This is a genomic window from Photobacterium galatheae (genome assembly GCF_000695255.1).
GTDB classification, from domain to species: Bacteria; Pseudomonadota; Gammaproteobacteria; order Enterobacterales; family Vibrionaceae; genus Photobacterium; species Photobacterium galatheae.
Genome location: NZ_JMIB01000023.1, coordinates 130,382 through 149,440, shown reverse-complemented (window position 1 = coordinate 149,440; position 19,059 = coordinate 130,382). Strand labels below are relative to the sequence as shown.

The window sequence follows — 19,059 nt, the reverse complement described above, 5'->3', positions numbered from 1 at the left end:
AATCCTGTCTTGGGCTGAAATGATACAAAAAGAGTGTGAACCTTATCACTTCAGCCCTGAAGACGGTAGTCATATTGCTGTGTATGGCGGGAGCTTACCTGCTGTTCAGGTTCAGCTTGCGGACCGCATGTTCAACCTGATCGAGATACTCTCCACCAAAGAGGTTACAGTGATTTAACAGATGGTAAAGGTTATATAAATCCCGTCTCTGGTTGTAGCCTTCGTCCAAAGGAAAGACAGACTGATAGCCATTGTAAAAGCTTTCAGGAAAGCCACCGAAAAGCTCTGTCATGGCAATATCACATTCCCGATCCCCCCAGTAACTGGCCGGATCGAAGATGACCGGGCCGTCGACACTCAGGGCTGTATTGCCATGCCATAAATCGCCGTGAAGCAGGGAAGGTTTGGGCTGATGTGCGGCCAGAATTTCAATCACATTTCCGGTCATGACATCAATATTGCCAAACTCAATGCCTTTTTCTTCACAGAGCTGAAGCTGCCAGGCAATGCGCTGTTCAGCAAAGAAACGGCACCATTTGCGCCGCCATTGATTGGGCTGAGGTGTGAGGCCAATAAAATTGTCCAGATCGAAGCCGTATTCAGGCTGCTCCCCCCATTGATGTAAATGGGCCAGCTGTTGCCCCAGTGTATGTGCGGCTTCGGTATCCATACTTTTCATGGGGAGAAAATCCAGCACCAGAAAAGCTTTGTCCCGACTGATGCCCATATACCGGCTGATGGGGACCGTGACAAAACCGGTTTCATGTAACAGACGCAGACTTTCTGCTTCGGCTTCAAAGACGGGCAGATGTTCTTTGTCGTTGAGTTTGATGAAGTACCTCTGGTCTCCGTCGCTGATACAGTAGCAGTCGTTCACATCCCCGCCGGGGAGGGTATCCCGCTCTCGGATTGTAAAGGGGTGTTCGAGTACATCTGAAAGCTGATCGGAAATCGCTTGCCACATAGCATCCTCCGGGTACAAACCAGTTTGGGTACAGATCAAATAACAGAACAACACAGTCCAACCGGACTGAATTGAAAAGACAGTGACGCCAAATCTGTAGGGGCACAGGTTAGACCGCAGCACTTTCGCCGATAGTCATTGACTATGATGGTCTGATGCGATTCATTCTTTTTGATTTATATCAGTTGCCCCGGCTCTACCTCATCACAGCTTAGACTATTTCCTGTGTTTCTTCTGATTAAAGAGCAAAAACAGACCATTGGCAGTGCAAAAATTAGAATGATGTTTATTCCAGTGAAATTCGGGACTGAAATACAGAGGCTGAAATCGAAAGTTTTGAACTGCGTTGCTGGTTTATGAAGCAAACGGATGGTAAGCGAAGGGAACTGATAAGGACGTACAAAAAAGCCGGGATTTGAAGTGACCCGGCTTCGTTCTTTATGTGTCATGTCTGGTTGACTTATACACTTGGCAACAGTGCTTCAGGCATCAGATTGTTGTAACTGGCTTCCAGCAGCAACGCATTGGCTTTTTCGATATCAGGTGCGAAATAGCGGTCTTTATCGTAGAAGCTGACACGTTCACGCAAGCGAGATTTCGCTTCTTCAATGCGCTCAGAGCTTTTGTTTGGTGTACGGAAGTCCAGACCCTGAGCTGCCGCCAGCAGTTCGACGGCCAGGATACCCCGGGTGTTTTCAGCCATGTCAGCCAGACGACGACCCGCAAAGGTTGCCATAGAAACATGGTCTTCCTGATTTGCTGAGGTTGGCAGGCTATCGACAGATGCCGGGTGGGCGAGGGTTTTGTTCTCGCTTGCCAGTGCGGCTGAGGTCACCTGTGCAATCATGAAACCAGAGTTCACGCCGCCGTTGTCCACCAGGAAAGGTGGCAGTTTGCTGAGAGCACTGTCAATCAATAGCGCCATGCGGCGTTCAGACAGGCTGCCGATTTCAGCAATTGCCAGCGCCAGATTATCGGCTGCCATCGCAACGGGTTCAGCATGGAAGTTACCACCGGAAATGATGTCATCGTCTTCCGCAAATACCAGTGGGTTGTCAGAAACTGCATTGGATTCGACCAGAAGAACCTCTGCTGCCTGACGGATTTGCTGCAGGCAAGCCCCCATAACCTGTGGCTGACAGCGCAGAGAATACGGGTCCTGTACTTTTTCACAGTCGACGTGCGAGTTGCCGATTTCACTGGTGTGATCCAGCATATGGCGGTACGCAGTTGCGGCATCCATCTGGCTGCGATGACCACGGACACTGTGAATGCGCGGGTCGAACGGACGGCGGCTGCCCAGTGCTGCATCGACCGACATTGCACCGCAGACGGTTGCTGCTGAGAACAGATCTTCTGCAGCAAACAGACCTTCGAGTGCAAATGCAGTCGAGGCTTGGGTACCGTTCAGCAAGGCTAGTCCTTCTTTTGGTGCCAGAGTAATTGGCGTCAGACCAGCAACTTTCAGCGCCTCGGCACCAGAAATGATTTCGCCATTGTGACGCGCCTGACCTTCGCCCAACAGGACGGTGCTCATGTGCGCCAGTGGTGCCAGGTCACCGGAAGCACCCACAGAACCTTTTTTCGGAATGCATGGGTAGACTTCGGCATTGACCAGCGTGATCAGGGCATTGACGACTTCAGGGCGAATACCGGAGAAACCACGGGATAGGCTATTGATTTTCAGCACCATCATCAGACGCACGGTGGCGTCATTCATGAATTCGCCGATCCCTGCAGCGTGCGAGAGCACGATACTGCGTTGCAGGGTTTCCAAATCTTCCACCGCAATACGAGTGTTGGCCAGCAGGCCAAATCCTGTGTTAATCCCGTAGACCACGCGGTCTTCACGAATGATTTTTTCAACTGCGTCAGTGCTGGCTTTCATGCCTGCCAGCGCCGAGTCATGCAGAGACAATTTCACCGGGTTGCGGCTCACTTCACGCAGCTGCTTTAGGTTCAGTTTTCCCGGGATGATTTCTAATTGATACATAATCATTGTTCCTGCTCGAATTATTTGTCAGTGATCATTGGCAGATCCAGGCCCTGCTCTTTGGCACAGTTGATCGCAATGTCGTAGCCAGCGTCTGCGTGACGCATGACACCTGTACCCGGGTCGTTGCGCAGAACACGACGAATGCGCTCTTCGGCTTCGTCTGTTCCGTCACACACAATCACCATGCCGGAATGCTGGGAGAAGCCCATACCCACACCACCACCGTGGTGCAGTGATACCCAGGTTGCACCGGAAGCGGTGTTCAGCAGGGCATTCAGCAGTGGCCAGTCGGAGACAGTGTCTGAACCGTCCATCATGCCTTCAGTTTCGCGGTTCGGGCTGGAGACAGAACCTGAATCCAGGTGGTCACGGCCAATGACGATCGGAGCTTTCAGCTCGCCGTTGCGCACCATTTCGTTGAATGCCAGACCCAGGCGGGCACGGTCTTTCAGGCCAACCCAGCAGATACGTGCCGGCAGTCCCTGGAACTGGATACGCTCACGCGCCATGTCCAGCCAGTTGTGCAGGTGCGGGTTATCCGGGATCAGCTCTTTTACTTTCTGATCGGTTTTGTAGATATCTTCCGGATCGCCAGACAGGGCTGCCCAACGGAACGGACCGACACCTTCACAGAACAGCGGGCGGATGTACGCAGGCACAAATCCCGGGAAATCAAATGCGTTTTCAACGCCTTCTTCCAGTGCCATCTGACGGATGTTGTTGCCGTAGTCGACGGTTGCAGAGCCGGCTTTTTGCAGATCCAGCATCGCCTGAACCTGAACCGCCATGGATTGTTTCGCTGCTTTCACAACCGCAGCTTCGTCTTTCTGACGCATTTCTGCCGCGTGTGCCATGGTCCAGCCTTGTGGCAGATAGCCATTCAGTGGATCGTGGGCAGAGGTTTGGTCTGTGGTGCAGTCAGGTACGATACCGCGTTTCACCAGTTCAGGGAAAACGTCAGCGGCATTGCCCAGCAGGCCAACAGACACCGGCTTACCGGTTTGTTTTGCTTCTTCGATGATTGCCAGTGCTTCATCCAGCGTTGTTGCTTTACAGTCAACATAACCGGTACGCAGGCGGTAATCGATCCGGGATTCGTCACACTCAACGGCAATCATGGAGAAACCGGCCATGGTTGCAGCCAGCGGCTGAGCGCCACCCATACCGCCCAGACCACCTGTCAGGATCCAGCGACCGGAAGCATCACCGTTAAAGTGCTGGCGCGCCATGGCAACGAAGGTTTCGTAAGTGCCCTGAACGATGCCCTGAGAGCCGATGTAGATCCAACTGCCTGCTGTCATCTGGCCGTACATCATCAGGCCTTTTTTATCCAGCTCGTTGAAGTGTTCCCAGTTTGCCCAATGCGGCACGATGTTGGAGTTTGCGATCAGCACGCGTGGTGCGTTGCTGTGGGTTTTGAAAACACCGACAGGCTTACCGGACTGAACCAGCAGTGTTTCGTCGTCTTCCAGACGTTTCAGGACTTCCACAATCTTGTCATAACATTCCCAGTTACGGGCTGCACGGCCAATCCCACCGTAAACCACCAGTGAATGCGGGTGTTCAGCGACATCCGGATGCAGGTTGTTCATCAGCATGCGCAGCGGGGCTTCTGTCAGCCATGATTTGGCATTCAGTGTGGTGCCGGTCGGTGCTTTGATGGTACGTGTGGTATCCAGTCGTGAATGATGTTGTGTCATTTTGCTCTCCTTGCCGCTCTTCGATTAACGAATCGCGCGGGCGATAGTCCAGGTCAGCCGTGCAGCTAACCGTGCAGTTTGATTATCAATGTCAAATCGAGGGTTGTACTCAGCCAGATCCGCGACCAGGATCTTCGATTCACCTTTTGGCGTTCTGGCTTTTAAAATAGGTTCCAGCAGCATTTCTACGATGTCGAAAGGCACGCCGCGTGCTGCCGGTGCGCTCACGCCCGGAGCCACTGAGGCCGGGAAAACATCCAGATCAATGGTCAGATAAAGGTAATCGCACTGATCAATGAAACGTTGCAGTTCGACCAGCGTCTGTTCAATCTTCTGATAGTTCAGTTCGTGGTCATCTTTATAAAACACGCCAAGCCGGTCCGCTTTTTCATAGAGTGCTTCTGTGTTGCTGGTTCGCGCCAGCCCCAGACAGGCGTATTTGAATGGCCAGTTGTTCATTTCACAAAAACGGGCTGCCTGATGAAAAGGTGTGCCTGAGCTGCCTTTCTGAGACTGCTGACCACCCGGCGGGTTGCGCAGGTCAAAGTGGGCATCGAAGTTAATGATGCCAATACGTGGTGCTTCAGCGTTGCCTTCTGATGAGACATGCTGTTTTTGCAGCAGGTAGTGACCGATGCCCTGAAACGATCCCCAGGCCACTTCATGACCGCCACCAAACACAATCACTTTGTGTTTCTGACGCAGGGCACGGCTGACATCTTCAGACAGGCGATGTTGCGCCAGTTCCAGGTTGCTGTCGTCGCAACTGATGTTGCCACCGTCATAGATCGGCCCTTCGTGATGCCAGGCCAGATTGGCCAGTGCGCGGCGAATGGCAACCGGCGCATCATAGGCCCCGGTACGACCTTTATTGCGGGAGACGCCTTCGTCGCAGGCAAAGCCCAGCAGCATGATGCCGCTGTCATTGGCAATGTCGGCTGGCTGAACTTTCTCGTGCCAGCGCAGTCCTTTGTTCCCGTCTTCAGGATCACTGCGTCCTTGCCAGACACTCATATCAATCGGCATACAGCCTCCTGTGACTGATTTTCAGGTTGATAGAAGAATTCGCCGTCGACGACGCGGGCAATCAAATCCGGGACACCCATGCGATAAGATAATTCTGCTGGTGAACTGACTCGCCAGAGCGCCAGATCGGCAGCCATGCCTTCTCGGATTTGCCCGCATGTTTCACTCAGTCCCAGTGCCTGTGCCGCATTCACGGTGACTCCTCGGAGACACTCTTCGGGGGTCAGACGAAAGAAAGTGCAGGCCATGTTCATCATGGTTCTCAGGGAAGCAATCGGGGATGTTCCCGGATTGAAATCGGTGGAAATTGCCATCGGCACACGTTTTTCTCTTAACAACGCGACCGGCGGCTGCTGGGTTTCACGCAGGAAATAGAAGGCACCAGGCAGGAGCGTCGCAACCGTGTTGTGTTTCGCCAGTGCTTCCACACCCGCTTCATCCAGATATTCAATATGGTCGACTGACTTTGCACCCATTTCAGCGGCGAGTGCACTTCCGCCCAAATTCGACAGCTGCTCGGTGTGGCCTTTGATCATCAGGCCGTGTTTGATCGCTGCCTTGAAAACGCGCTCGCATTGGGTAGGGGAGAAACCAATGCCTTCGCAGAACACATCGACCGCATCAGCCAGATTCTCTTGTGCGGCAGCCGGAATGATTTCATCACAGACTAAGTCAATGTAAGCATCACTGCGACCGGCGAATTCTGGGGGCAGAGCATGGGCTGCCAATAGTGTGGTCGAGACTTTGATATCTGCCTGTTCACCGATACGACGCGCAACACGCAGCATTTTCAGCTCATCTTCTGTGGTCAGGCCATAGCCAGATTTGACTTCTACAGTTGTGACGCCGTCACGCTTCAAGCCGGCTAAGCGTGCCATGGCCAGTTCGAACAGTTCGTCTTCAGTCGCTTCGCGCGTTGCCCGTACCGTGGACAAGATACCGCCACCAGCTTTGGCAATGTCTTCGTAGGGCACACCATTCAGGCGTTGCTCAAACTCATTGGCGCGATTGCCTGCAAAGATAAGATGCGTGTGGCAGTCGATAAATCCCGGTGTCACCAGTGCTTGCTGGCAATCTACAAGCTCAGCCTGACTGTCAGCATGGTTGAGTTGGTCTGCCTGATACGATCCCGCATAGCTGATCTTGCCCTGGCGGATGATCACCATCGCGTTATCAATCACATGATAACCGTGATCCGGCTCCAGGGTGACAAGTTTCAGATTGGTCAGAATGCGTTCCATTGCGCTGCATCTCTTGGGGTTGTTTATGTATATACAAATTAAAGTCTGAAATGAGATAAAACTCAAGACACCATGTAATAAAAATGTGATCAATATTGAATGATTCTATTAACAGGCGCTGAGAATACAGTGTTTGTGGTGGGTAAAAGAAGGCATGTGGGTGGTAGACAAAAAGCCTGAAAATGATATTCAGGCTTTATACATCAGTCAGATAGCTGAGATGGCTTGTGGTGTCGAGTGTGAATGGAGCTGCCGCTGCAGTTTAACTGACTCGGGTTCTGGAACTGAGCTTGTATTTGTCGCCCGGATGATAGAGCAGAGCTGTACTGATGAGATTGGTACTGCTCCAGGTGCGGCGATTCAAAAGCAGGCATGGAGACGCGTCTGTGATTTCCAGCAGTGCACTGATGTGCGGCGGGGGTAAAATGGCTTCAACCGTATGCTCGATGTCACTGAGTGGGCAGGTTTGCATCAGGTATTCATTGGGTGTTTGTGTTGTAAAATCCTGCTGAATGTAGTCTGGCGCAAAATACGGATTGACCCAGCGTTCTTCGAGTTGAATCGGGACACTGTTTTCGTAATGGACAATTTGGGTAAAGTAGACCGTGGTGTCATGACGCACCCCCAGACGCAATGCGATATCATCACGGGCTTTGACTTGCTTTTGGGTGATCACTTTACTGGAGTACTGATGTCCCCGGCTGGTGACTTCCGCTGCAATATTGCGGATTTCCATCAACGGGGATTCGGCTTTTTTGTTACAGACAAAAGTACCTAAACGCGGCGTCCGCTCCAGATAGCCTTCATTGACTAACTCTTTGATGGCTTTATTCGCCGTCATCCGGCTGACTTCAAATTGTTCAGACAGCTCAATTTCGGTGGGAATTTTATGGCCCGGGGGCCACTCGCGACTCTGAATCTTCTGATCGAGGTAATCTTTAATTTGCTGATAACGCGGTGCGTTTGCCATGGTGTTGTCTCTGAGTCGTGCTCGACTTTAAATTGCCTATACAAATGAAAGCAACTTTTACCCTTTTTTGCAAGTGACTCACATCCCACAAGTCTTTTGCGGCTTTAGTTTTGTGAGTCAATCTATTACAATTCGCCTTCTGTCTGGGGTCAGCAATTTTGATTTGTACCAAAATTCAAACCGAAACAGACAATTTCTCATCACCGTACTGCATCTTGGCAGACGGTCAAACAAAAAATTGCATGTGCTACTTGGTATGTGGCACCACTGAACAAAGGATTATTGAATGCCTGTAATTACTCTTCCTGACGGCAGTCAACGCCAGTTTGATAACCCGGTTTCTACAATGGATGTGGCAGCGTCAATCGGCCCTGGTCTGGCGAAAGCCTGTATCGCTGGTCGTGTTGATGGTGTACGCGTTGATGCGTGCGATCTGATTGAAAACGACGCAAACCTGGAAATCATTACAGCAAAAGACGAAGACGGTCTGGAAATCGTTCGCCACTCTTGTGCTCACTTGCTGGGTCATGCGATCAAGCAGCTTTATCCTGATGTGAAAATGGCGATCGGTCCGACAATTGATTCCGGTTTCTATTATGACGTTGATCTGGAGCAGCCGCTGACCACCGAAGATCTGGAAAAGATCGAAAAACGTATGGTGGAGCTGGCAAAAACCAAGTATCCGGTGATCAAAAAGAATGTCAGCTGGCAGGAAGCGCGTGATGCATTTGAATCACGTGGCGAACCGTACAAGATGGAAATTCTGGACGAGAATGTTTCTCGCGATGATCGTCCGGGTTTATACCATCACGAAGAATATATCGACATGTGTCGTGGCCCGCACGTGCCTCATATGGGTTTCTGCCAGCACTTTAAACTGCTGAACGTTGCCGGTGCGTACTGGCGTGGTAACAGCGATAACAAAATGCTGCAACGTATTTACGGTACAGCATTCCACGACAAGAAAGCGCTGAAAGCACACCTGACTCGTCTGGAAGAAGCGGCCAAGCGTGACCACCGTAAACTGGGCAAACAGCTTGACCTGTACCATATGCAGCAGGAAGCGCCAGGTATGGTGTTCTGGCATCACAATGGCTGGACTGTCTTCCGTGAACTGGAAGTGTTCGTTCGCAGTAAACTGACTGAGTATGATTACCAGGAAGTGAAAGGTCCGCTGATGATGGACCGCGTGCTGTGGGAACGTTCTGGTCACTGGGATAAGTACGCTGAGAACATGTTCACCACTGAGTCTGAGAAGCGTGAATACGCGATCAAGCCGATGAACTGTCCGGGCCACGTTCAGATCTTTAATCAGGGTCTGAAATCTTACCGTGATCTGCCGCTGCGTATGGCAGAGTTCGGTAGCTGTCATCGTAACGAACCTTCAGGTGCACTTCATGGTCTGATGCGTGTTCGTGGCTTTACGCAGGATGATGCCCACGTTTTCTGTACTGAAGATCAGGTGCAGGAAGAAGTCACGGCCTGTATCAAGATGGTGTACGACATGTATGAAACCTTTGGTTTCAACAACATCGTTGTGAAGCTGTCTACACGCCCTGAAAAGCGTGTTGGTTCTGATGAAATGTGGGATCGTGCGGAATCCGACCTGAAAGTTGCTTTGGAATCCATGAACATTCCATATGACATTCAGGAAGGTGAGGGCGCGTTCTACGGGCCTAAGATTGAATTTACCCTGCATGACTGTCTTGATCGTGCTTGGCAGTGCGGGACTGTTCAGCTAGACTTTGCTCTGCCTGAGCGTTTGGGTGCCACTTATGTTGGTGAAGATAACGAGCGTCACACGCCTGTGATGATTCACCGTGCCATTCTTGGTTCACTGGAGCGTTTCATCGGTATTCTGATTGAAGAGTACGCGGGTTATTTCCCAACCTGGTTGGCGCCACAACAAGCAGTTGTGATGAATATCACTGACAGTCAGTCAGAATATGTTCGCGAAGTTGTAGAAAAACTGCAAAAAAGTGGAATCCGAGTCAATGCGGACTTGAGAAATGAGAAAATTGGCTTTAAAATCCGCGAACATACTTTGAAGCGAGTTCCGTACATGCTGGTTTGCGGCGACAAAGAAGTCGAAGCAGGCGAGATTGCGGTTCGTACTCGCAAGGGTAACGATTTGGGTAAATTTAAGATTGATGATTTTGTTGCTTACATGCAGCAAGAGATTAGCAGTCGAAAGCTCAATGTTTTGGAGGAATAAGGTATTAAAGGCGGAAGAAGAACTCAAGCACCAGTTAAGCAAAACCCACACCGTGTCAATGGCGAAATCCGTGGCGTACGCGAAGTTCGTTTAACTGGAATCGATGGCGAATCTATCGGTGTTGTTTCGATTGAAGAAGCAATCAATACAGCGAATGAAGCTGGTGTCGATCTCGTTGAAATCAGCCCTAATGCCGAGCCACCTGTCTGTCGTGTGATGGACTACGGCAAGTACCTGTTCGAAAAGAGCAAGGCTGCTAAAGAGCAAAAGAAAAAGCAAAAACAAATTCAGGTGAAGGAAGTCAAATTCCGCCCTGGTACAGATGAAGGCGATTATCAGGTAAAACTGCGCAACCTGACTCGCTTTTTAGAAGAGGGCAACAAGGGTAAAGTCACACTGCGTTTTCGCGGTCGTGAAATGGCCCACCAAGGTCTGGGTATCGATCTGCTCAACCGCATTAAGGATGAACTGGCCGACATTGCTGTCGTCGAGAGCTTCCCTAATAAAGTTGAAGGTCGTCAAATGACCATGATGCTTGCCCCTAAGAAGAAGTAATTCAGGCCTTCAAGTAGCACAAAGCGCTGCTTTGAGCAGCGCTTTTTGTTCGCCTGATTACTGTGTTATTAACTATCAACAATGCGGAGTCTCATCATGCCTAAGATGAAATCCAACAAAGGTGCTGCTAAGCGTTTCAAGAAAACTGCTGGTGGTTTTAAGTACAAGCGTGCGACTAAGCGTCACATCCTGACTAAACGTACGACTAAGAACAAGCGTCAGCTGCGTCCAAACTGCATTCTTCCAGCATGTGAAGTAGCAGCAGTAGCACGTATGCTGCCATTCGCTTAATCGTTTTTAGTTTCCGTTTAATTTAAGTTAGGAGTTTCCTATGCCTCGCGTAAAACGTGGTGTACAAGCACGTGCACGTCACAAAAAAGTTCTTAAACAAGCTAAAGGTTACTACGGTGCACGTTCACGTGTCTATCGCGTAGCTTTCCAAGCAGTTACTAAAGCCGGTCAATACGCTTACCGTGACCGTCGCAACAAGAAACGTACTTTCCGTCAACTGTGGATTGCACGTATCAATGCAGCGGCACGTCAAAACGACATGACCTACAGCACTTTCATCAACGGTCTGAAGAAAGCATCTATCGAAATCGATCGTAAGATCCTGGCTGATATCGCTGTTTTCGACAAAGCGACTTTCACCGTTCTGGTTGAAAAAGCGAAAGCTGCACTGTAATTTCAGTTCAGTTTGATGGAAAAGGAGAGCTTCGGCTCTCCTTTTTTCTTTTCAGTGATCCGTCCTGAGATAAGTTAACCCGATGACTTGTCTTCACAACCTTCCAGTTTTTTCCATGGATTGTGAGGGGTTGTTCCCGGCATTTCCTGCAGTGTCCACCATTTTGCTTGCCAGTAGCTTCTCTGATATTGCACTAAATCACCGGCATGATACGTCTGGTAAGCAGACCAAGTTTTTTGACGACAGCTCAGATAAGGCGTTGGTGCCTGCATCCAGGCCACTAACTGTCGGTGAGAAACAAAGCGAACTTCCTGCTTCGTGAGTGCGTAACGGATAAATTCGTTTAATACCGTCTGGCGTTCGGCGACTGTGGTATCCGACATACCGAGGTGCTCACCACCATTCACCTTGCCGTAGAAAGCTGAGTGCAAACCCAGGACCAGCGGGGCTCGGTTCCCTTGTAAATGAAGGTCGAGATTGTATTTGTACAGGGTGAGTACATCAGCAGCATTCAGACCATATCCCCCCCAAACGGTTGTGGTGTACAGGTTCCAGTCAAAATTATCCGCTTTTCTTGCCTGAGGATCATAATAAGCAACCCGGCTGGCAATCTTGTCGTTCAGTGAGTAGGGGAGTCCGTATGCAGTGGCTTCTTCATCTGTTGGCACCATCAATGCCTGCATTGGTATTTCCCACAATCCGGGTACATTTTTCACGACAGATTTCCAACCACCTTGCTGAGCAATCACCTGAGATGGACTGCCGTTATCCAGAGTGTGGGGCCAGTAATTATTCATGCCGTTTTCTTCAGCAGTAATACCGGCTGGAAAACTGACGTCATATTGAATGTCATTGGCTATCAAAGCATCGAATGTATTGTCGTTGTAGGTCAGAAACGGTGCACGAAACCCTGCAATCGCTGGTGCGCCGATGCCACCTTGCTCAACACTTTGTGTCAGAAATTGATTACAGCTGGCGACTTCTTGCTGCCACTGTTCTGGCGTCATCCAGGGTTCAAGGGGGTTATAGTTCACTTTGTCATCAGGGTGTGTTTCTGTGTGGTTGGCAATTTCATGGCCTGAGGCATTCAGCTGGCGCCATATGTTCACAATTTCTGGTTGATTCCTTGCGGGCTGGCAATGCATGAAGAAGCTCGCCGTCAGTGGTGAACCGGCAAACGCATCAAATCCTTGGGGGTTACTCTGGTTGTTCAGTCTATCTGTAACCCAGCGAAGGCCATCGATTTCTATATTATCGTCAAAGCCCAGCAAGATGAACAAGGGGGTTTGAGCAGTGTCTATCGGACTATGCTGCCGAGCCGGGTATGACTCGGGCTGCTGGGTAGGGGATAACCCGGCATGAATGAAGCCAGGTGATGAGAGCAGAAGGAGAGATAATATTTTTGCTGCGTGTGTTTTCATTGGGGTTCCTTTTTGTGAGTAAAAAACATATCGAAGAAAAACATCCTTCTAGAAAGGAATAACAAGCTTGCTGTTAAAGAAAGACACGATAAGCAATTATTTGAGTATCTCGACATTCTTTTTGGCAATTGCTGGTGGTTACAATTTGAAGAGTGATGGTTCTGAAACCTCTGGGTGTTTACTTTGTTCGTAATGTAACCAACCAGAGCGCCTTGTTTACAAATAATAATTATTTTCATTTAACGGTCGTCGTCCTTGATATAAAATCCCCGCACCTTTCGTTTTATGCAGTTTATTACCTATATCGCATGTTTTTATTCAGAGTAAGATTTTGTTCTGCCGCTGTTTTCCTGGCGCTATCGTCTACTCCTTTCGTTTTGGCGCAGCCAATAGATGATGAATCGGGGTTGGAAACCATTGATGTCATTGGTGCACGCATGGCGAGGCCGGTTGTCCTGACGCAGCCGGGTGAAGTCACGATGACCCTGAGTGAGATTGAAGAACTCCAGCCAATCAATTTGGCTGAACTGGCAGATGCGATCCCTGGTGTGAATTTGGATGGTGGTGCCCGTTCCAGCGGTGAGCGAATCAGTATTTGGGGATTTTCTGATCCGGATGACATCAACATCATGGTGGATGGTGCGCCGATTGGTTTCCAGCAATATCGTTATGGTAGTTTTTTCTTTGACCCTGCGTTGATCAGTGAAGTCTACCTGACCAAAGGTGCCCATGAAGTACGTACGGGGAACGGTGGCTTTGGTGGCACAATGCAGCTGACGACCAAAGACGCCTCAGATTTCCTGCGGGGAGATGATACCTTTGGTGTTCGCCTGCAAGGCGGTTATAACTCCAATGACGATCTGGAACGCTACAGTGCAACGGTTTATGGTTTGCTGGGGGAAAACTGGCAGTATTTGGTCAATGGCGTTTTTCGCGAATCAAATGATGTCACTCTCGGGAATGGAGAGAAATTAGATTATTCAGCTTATGAACAGCAAAACATGCTGGCAAAGTTGAGTTATGAAAGCCTGAACCATCGTTTCATGCTGAGCCATAGCCGTTACAAGGATACCGGGCAGAAGCCATGGGCAAGCCGGCGGGGTGGGATGCCAGAGATCACGGATTCCAAGATCAAGAAATACGGCTCCTATGAGCAGGCTTTGTATGCTTATACAGTCGATAATACCTTCACAGACGAAACAACCACCTTTAATTATCAGTATTCCCCCATCAGCCCTTGGGTCGATGTCGAACTGGTCTTGGCACACTCAAGCAATGAACGCCACTGGATACGGCCGAAAATTGCATGGGATGAGATGTATGTTGCCACGGGTAACTACGGCCATGAATCCTGGCTGAGTTATCGTCGCGACTACGCCAGTCTAACCAATACGGCTAAAGTGGGCCTGCATGTCATTGAAACCGGGCTTCAGTACAGGTCAATTGACCGAACTTCTCATGTGTACAATAAAAGTGCCGCGAAGAAGGAAAATAAGAATTTCGGCTATTACACGCCGTATTTTGAGCCATCGGGCACGCAGGATACTTATTCTTTCTACATCAAAGATGATTATCACCTGACGGAACAATGGCTGATCACGCCGTCCCTTCGTTACGATTACATTGTCAGCGAAGGGAAAGGAAATCTGGCGAGCGATTACAATGATCCGGATGCTGGCCATGATTACAGCGAAGTCACTCATGACGGCTGGAGTCCACGACTGGCGGTAAATTATCAGTGGCTGCCGACCACAGCGTTTAACTTTGCTTATGCTTATAGCCTGAAGGCACCGAGTATCGATGATATTTATTCGGTTCAGTATGCCCGCGCGAGTAAAGCCATCAGCAGCAGCCGGGATCTGAGAACAGAGCGAATTCATGCTTATAAGCTTGGCGCACTGCATCAGGAGAAAGGATTCCTGACGGCAGGGGATCATCTTGCCGCAGAGCTGACATTGCACTGGAATCAGGCTGATCATGATGTCGTACAGCGACGGGGTGAAAAGTCGGTCGAGCAGTTGCAGGGCTGGCGTACGAATCTGGATGGTTACCACATTTATGGTGCAGATTTTCGCGCCTTTTACCGCTTGAACGGCTGGTATACTGATCTGTCAGCCAGTTTGCTGAGAGGGAAACATGAAGGTTCACTGGCAGACAGTTCCGGGACGAATGAATACCTGCCGGGTATTGCGCCGCTCAATGTCAATCTGGGCTTGGGATATCAGTGGTATGAAGGGCTGACAACAGGCTGGCAAGTTCGGTGGTACGATGAACAACACCGTACCGCACCCAAGGACGACATTTTCTATCCATCCGTGAAAAGTGAGTCTTACACGTTGCAGGAACTCTATGCGGAATGGTTGCCTGTCCCTTCCAATGAAGATTTCATGGTCCGATTGGCGGTGAAAAACCTGACAGATCGGTATTACGAACCTTATCTGGCGACAGGTGTGCCGGGTGCAGGACGTGATATTCGACTCTCTGTTGCCTATAAATGGTAATCGCACTGCGCTGAGTTCATCATTCCCGGTTTCCCCTCGTGTGTTGGGAGGGAGCCGGGATGCTGTCGGCCAGCGCAGAGTTTGTACAAAGGAACGGATTCCTGCCTTTCATGCACCAAGCTGGTAATTTTTTTAAGCAAATGCGCCGCTAAGTGGCGATTGCGTTTGGATTTAGCATCAGCTTTCTTTAATATGTATCGTTACGCGAATTTATCATCTCCCTTGAAGGACGCCACCTTGTGTGGATGAGGAAACGATGCAACATCTAGAAGAGATTATTGCCAACGCAACGGCAGCGATTGAGCAGGCTGAATCTGTAGCCGCTCTGGACGAAGTCCGTGTCCAATATCTGGGTAAGAAGGGTGAACTGACTCTTCAACTGCAAAGTCTGGGTAAATTGCCACCTGAAGAGCGCCGCGAAGCTGGTCAGCAGATCAATCAGGCGAAGCAAGCTGTTCAGCAGGCAATTGCCGCTCGTAAAGACGCTTTGCAACGTGCCGAACTGGAAGCCAAACTGTCCGCAGAAACGATTGATGTGACGATGCCAGGTCGCCGCATTGAAAATGGTGGTCTGCACCCGGTGACGCGTACAATGGAGCGTATTGAAAGCTTCTTTGGTGAGCTTGGGTTTACCGTTGAGTCCGGTCCTGAGATCGAAGACGGTTTCCATAACTTTGATGCACTGAACATTGCGAAAGATCACCCGGCTCGTACCGATCACGATACTTTCTTCTTTAACCCGGAGCTGATGCTGCGTACGCATACCTCGGGTGTTCAGATCCGTACGCTGGAAGAAAACCAGCCACCACTGCGTTTTATTGCGCCGGGCCGTGTTTATCGGAACGATTATGACCAGACGCACACCCCAATGTTCCATCAGGTTGAGGGTATGCTGGTTGACGAAAACGTGAACTTTGCACAGCTGAAAGGCATCCTGCACGATTTTCTGCATAACTTCTTCGAAGAAGATCTGGAAATTCGTTTCCGTCCTTCTTACTTCCCGTTTACAGAGCCTTCTGCAGAAGTTGATGTACGTCGTAAAGGTGGCAAGTGGCTGGAAATCCTGGGCTGCGGTATGGTCCATCCGAATGTATTACGCGCCGTCAACATCGACCCTGAAAAATATTCAGGTTTTGCCTTTGGTATCGGTGTCGAGCGTCTGACCATGCTGCGTTACGGTGTAAACGATCTGCGTGCATTCTTCGAAAACGATCTTCGTTTCCTGAAACAGTTCAAGTAAGCATTAGGGGCTAGCAAATTATGAAATTCTCTGAATCTTGGCTACGCGAGTGGGTGAACCCTGCGAACAACAGCGAAGAACTAGCTCACCAGATCACCATGGCGGGCCTGGAAGTCGACAGTATTGATCCTGTCGCGGGCAGCTTTACTGGCGTCAAAGTCGGTCAAGTGGTTGAGTGTGGTCAGCATCCTGATGCCGACAAACTGCGCGTGACTAAAGTCGATGTTGGCGAAGAAGAACTGCTGGACATCGTTTGTGGTGCGTCGAACTGTCGTCAAGGCCTGAAAGTGGCGGTTGCTACAGTCGGCGCAGTCCTGCCGGGCGACTTCAAGATTAAGAAAGCCAAGCTGCGTGGTCAGCCTTCACACGGGATGTTGTGTTCATTCACTGAACTGGGAATCGACATCGAGTCTGACGGTATCATGGAGCTGGCAGAAGATGCGGTGATTGGTACAGATTTTCGTGAATTTCTGGGTCTGGATGACGTCGCGATTGATGTTGATCTGACGCCAAACCGTGCAGATTGCCTGAGTATTACAGGTCTGGCACGTGAAGTGGGTGTTTTGAATCGTGCGACAGTCACTGAGCCAAGCTTCGAAGCCGTGGCACCAGCCATTGATGATCAGATTTCTATCGAAGTGAAAGCGCCGGAGGCTTGCCCTCGTTATCAGGGTCGCATCATTCGCAATGTGAACGTGAAAGCCGAATCCCCACTGTGGATGACGGAAAAGTTGCGTCGTTGTGGCGTCCGCTCCATTGATCCGATCGTCGATATCACAAACTATGTGATGCTGGAGCTGGGTCAGCCGATGCATGCATTTGATCTGAACCAGATCGAGGGCGGCATCGTTGTCCGTATGGCAGAGCAGGGTGAAAAGCTGACACTGCTGGATGGCACAGAAGCTGAACTGAACAGCGATACGCTGGTGATTGCTGACCAGTCTAAAGCGCTGGCGATGGCGGGTATCTTTGGTGGTGAACACTCGGGTGTGAGCCCGGAAACCAAGGATATTTTGCTGGAGTGTGCATTCTTTGCACCAGATGCTATTCGTGGTCGTGCGCGTAGCTACGGTCTGCACACAGATTCTTCTCACCGTTTTGAGCGTGGTGTGGATGCTGCATTGCAAACAAAAGCGATGGAGCGTGCTACCGCACTGATGGTTGAGATTTGCGGTGGTGAAGTTGCACCGATTGTTGAAGCTGAATCTGAACAGCATCTGCCTCAGCAAAGCAGCATTATCCTGCGTCGTAGTAAGCTGGACAGCCTGCTGGGTCATTTTGTCTCCGATGAAGATGTGGTTGAAATCCTGAGCCGTCTTGGCTGTATGGTCGAACCAACGGATACGGGCTGGCGTGCAGTCGCGCCATCATGGCGTTTCGATCTGGCGATTGAAGAAGATCTGGTGGAAGAAGTTGGCCGCGTTTACGGTTACAACAATATTCCGGCACAGTCACCTGTGGCTGCGCTGAGTATGAATCTGCATCAAGAAGCGAATCTGCCGCTGAAACGTGTTCGTGATCTGCTGGTTGACCGTGGTTATCACGAAGCCATCACTTACAGTTTTGTTGAGCCAGAGCAGCAGAAATTGATTGTGCCTGAAACCGACGCCATCATTCTGCCGCATCCGATCTCTGCCGAAATGTCAGCGATGCGTCTGAGCCTGTGGCCAGGTCTGCTTAATACGGTAGCTTTCAACCAGAATCGTCAGCAGCCACGTGTTCGTTTGTTCGAATCTGGCATGCGCTTTATTCCGGATAACAGTGCAGAAAATGGTATTCGTCAGGAAACCATGCTGGCTGGTGTGATTGCTGGTGCACGTAGTGAAGAGCACTGGGATATTGCAACAAACACGGTTGATTTCTTTGACCTGAAAGGTGATCTGGAAGCGATTCTGGAACTGACAGCCAAAGATGCTGACTTCACGTTCAAAGCAGCCAAGCACCCAGCGCTTCACCCGGGCCAGTCTGCTGCGATTGTTATTGATGGTCAGGAAGTGGGCTTTATTGGGACGGTTCATCCTGAGCTAGAGCGTAAGTTTGACTTGAATGGCCGCACAATCGTATTTGAAATTGAGTGGAATGCGATTGCCAGCCGTGCTATTCCTGTGGCTCAGCCTGTATCTAAGTTCCCGGCAAACCGTCGTGACATTGCTGTTGTGGTTTCTGAAAATGTTGCCGCAGGTGAGATTCTGGACGTTTGTCAGGCACACGGTGGTGAGCTGCTGACTGATGTGAACCTGTTCGACGTTTATCGCGGTAAGGGCATTGAAGACGGTAAGAAGAGTCTGGCGATTGCACTTTACCTGCAATCTGCTGAGCGAACGTTAGAAGAAGCTGATATCCAAGGTGCAGTTGAAGCAATTGTGGCTGTACTGGGCGAACAGTTTGGTGCAAATCTGCGTGATTAACGCTCTGTAATCATTTGAGATTTGATGAAAAAGCAGCCACAGAGGCTGCTTTTTTTTGATTTTTTTGAAGACAGAGCTAAGATTCTGATAAATAGTAAGAATTCCTTGTAGCTTTCATTTTGTTAGTCATATTGACT

General features: G+C 50.0%; 14 protein-coding genes. 7 read left to right on the top strand and 7 right to left on the bottom strand.

The features are described from left to right. Positions 1-94: 94 nt before the first annotated feature. The 6 genes from EA58_RS11855 to hutC form a co-directional block, all read right to left on the bottom strand. Entirely contained in the window at positions 95-964 is an 870-nt protein-coding gene (locus EA58_RS11855; RefSeq protein WP_036752881.1) for a fructosamine kinase family protein, read from the bottom strand. Positions 965-1,424: 460 nt separating this feature from the next. Next, the gene (gene hutH / locus EA58_RS11850; protein ID WP_036752879.1) at positions 1,425-2,957 is read right to left on the bottom strand and encodes a histidine ammonia-lyase; all 1,533 of its coding nucleotides are present in this window, start codon (positions 2,955-2,957) and stop codon (positions 1,425-1,427) included. A 20-nt stretch (positions 2,958-2,977) separates the two neighbouring features. Then, the gene (gene hutU / locus EA58_RS11845) at positions 2,978-4,660 is read right to left on the bottom strand and encodes a urocanate hydratase (protein ID WP_036752877.1); all 1,683 of its coding nucleotides are present in this window, start codon (positions 4,658-4,660) and stop codon (positions 2,978-2,980) included. Positions 4,661-4,684: 24 nt separating this feature from the next. Then, positions 4,685-5,686: a formimidoylglutamase gene (gene hutG, locus EA58_RS11840; protein ID WP_036752875.1), complete on the bottom strand. Its 1,002-nt coding sequence runs from the start codon at positions 5,684-5,686 to the stop codon at positions 4,685-4,687. Next, complete coding sequence (hutI, locus tag EA58_RS11835) at positions 5,671-6,927, bottom strand: imidazolonepropionase (RefSeq protein WP_051642042.1); 1,257 nt, start codon at positions 6,925-6,927, stop codon at positions 5,671-5,673. The genes hutG and hutI overlap by 16 nt, the downstream gene beginning before the upstream one ends. Before the next feature lie 262 nt (positions 6,928-7,189). After that, positions 7,190-7,897, bottom strand: coding sequence for a histidine utilization repressor (gene hutC / locus EA58_RS11830; protein ID WP_036752873.1), 708 nt, complete (start codon positions 7,895-7,897; stop codon positions 7,190-7,192). A 286-nt stretch (positions 7,898-8,183) separates the two neighbouring features. Between hutC and thrS the strand changes: the two genes are divergently transcribed. The 4 genes from thrS to rplT all read left to right on the top strand — a co-directional run bounded on the left by thrS (position 8,184) and on the right by rplT (position 11,352). Next, entirely contained in the window at positions 8,184-10,112 is a 1,929-nt protein-coding gene (thrS, locus tag EA58_RS11825; protein WP_036752870.1) for a threonine--tRNA ligase, read from the top strand. A gap of 3 nt (positions 10,113-10,115) precedes the next feature. Next, positions 10,116-10,667, top strand: a complete 552-nt coding sequence (infC, locus tag EA58_RS11820) for a translation initiation factor IF-3 (protein ID WP_081819639.1) — start codon at positions 10,116-10,118, stop codon at positions 10,665-10,667. 96 nt (positions 10,668-10,763) lie between these two features. Continuing rightward, a complete protein-coding gene (rpmI, locus tag EA58_RS11815; protein WP_036752866.1) occupies positions 10,764-10,958 on the top strand; it encodes a 50S ribosomal protein L35 in 195 nt (64 codons plus the stop codon). A 40-nt stretch (positions 10,959-10,998) separates the two neighbouring features. Beyond that, entirely contained in the window at positions 10,999-11,352 is a 354-nt protein-coding gene (rplT, locus tag EA58_RS11810; protein ID WP_027252114.1) for a 50S ribosomal protein L20, read from the top strand. 74 nt (positions 11,353-11,426) lie between these two features. Here the strand turns inward: rplT and EA58_RS11805 are convergent, their stop codons facing one another. Next, on the bottom strand, positions 11,427-12,773 hold the full coding sequence (locus EA58_RS11805; RefSeq protein ID WP_036752862.1) for a polysaccharide deacetylase family protein: 1,347 nt from the start codon (positions 12,771-12,773) through the stop codon (positions 11,427-11,429). Between the two features lie 407 nt (positions 12,774-13,180). On the opposite strand from EA58_RS11805, the gene EA58_RS11800 reads away from it, so the two are divergent. The 3 genes from EA58_RS11800 (at position 13,181) to pheT (ending at position 18,922) form a co-directional block, all read left to right on the top strand. Then, on the top strand, positions 13,181-15,274 hold the full coding sequence (locus EA58_RS11800) for a TonB-dependent receptor domain-containing protein (protein WP_161781039.1): 2,094 nt from the start codon (positions 13,181-13,183) through the stop codon (positions 15,272-15,274). Between the two features lie 256 nt (positions 15,275-15,530). Then, a complete protein-coding gene (gene pheS, locus EA58_RS11795; protein ID WP_036752856.1) occupies positions 15,531-16,514 on the top strand; it encodes a phenylalanine--tRNA ligase subunit alpha in 984 nt (327 codons plus the stop codon). A 20-nt stretch (positions 16,515-16,534) separates the two neighbouring features. Next, the gene (gene pheT / locus EA58_RS11790; RefSeq protein WP_036752853.1) at positions 16,535-18,922 is read left to right on the top strand and encodes a phenylalanine--tRNA ligase subunit beta; all 2,388 of its coding nucleotides are present in this window, start codon (positions 16,535-16,537) and stop codon (positions 18,920-18,922) included. The last annotated feature ends 137 nt before the right edge of the window (positions 18,923-19,059 follow it).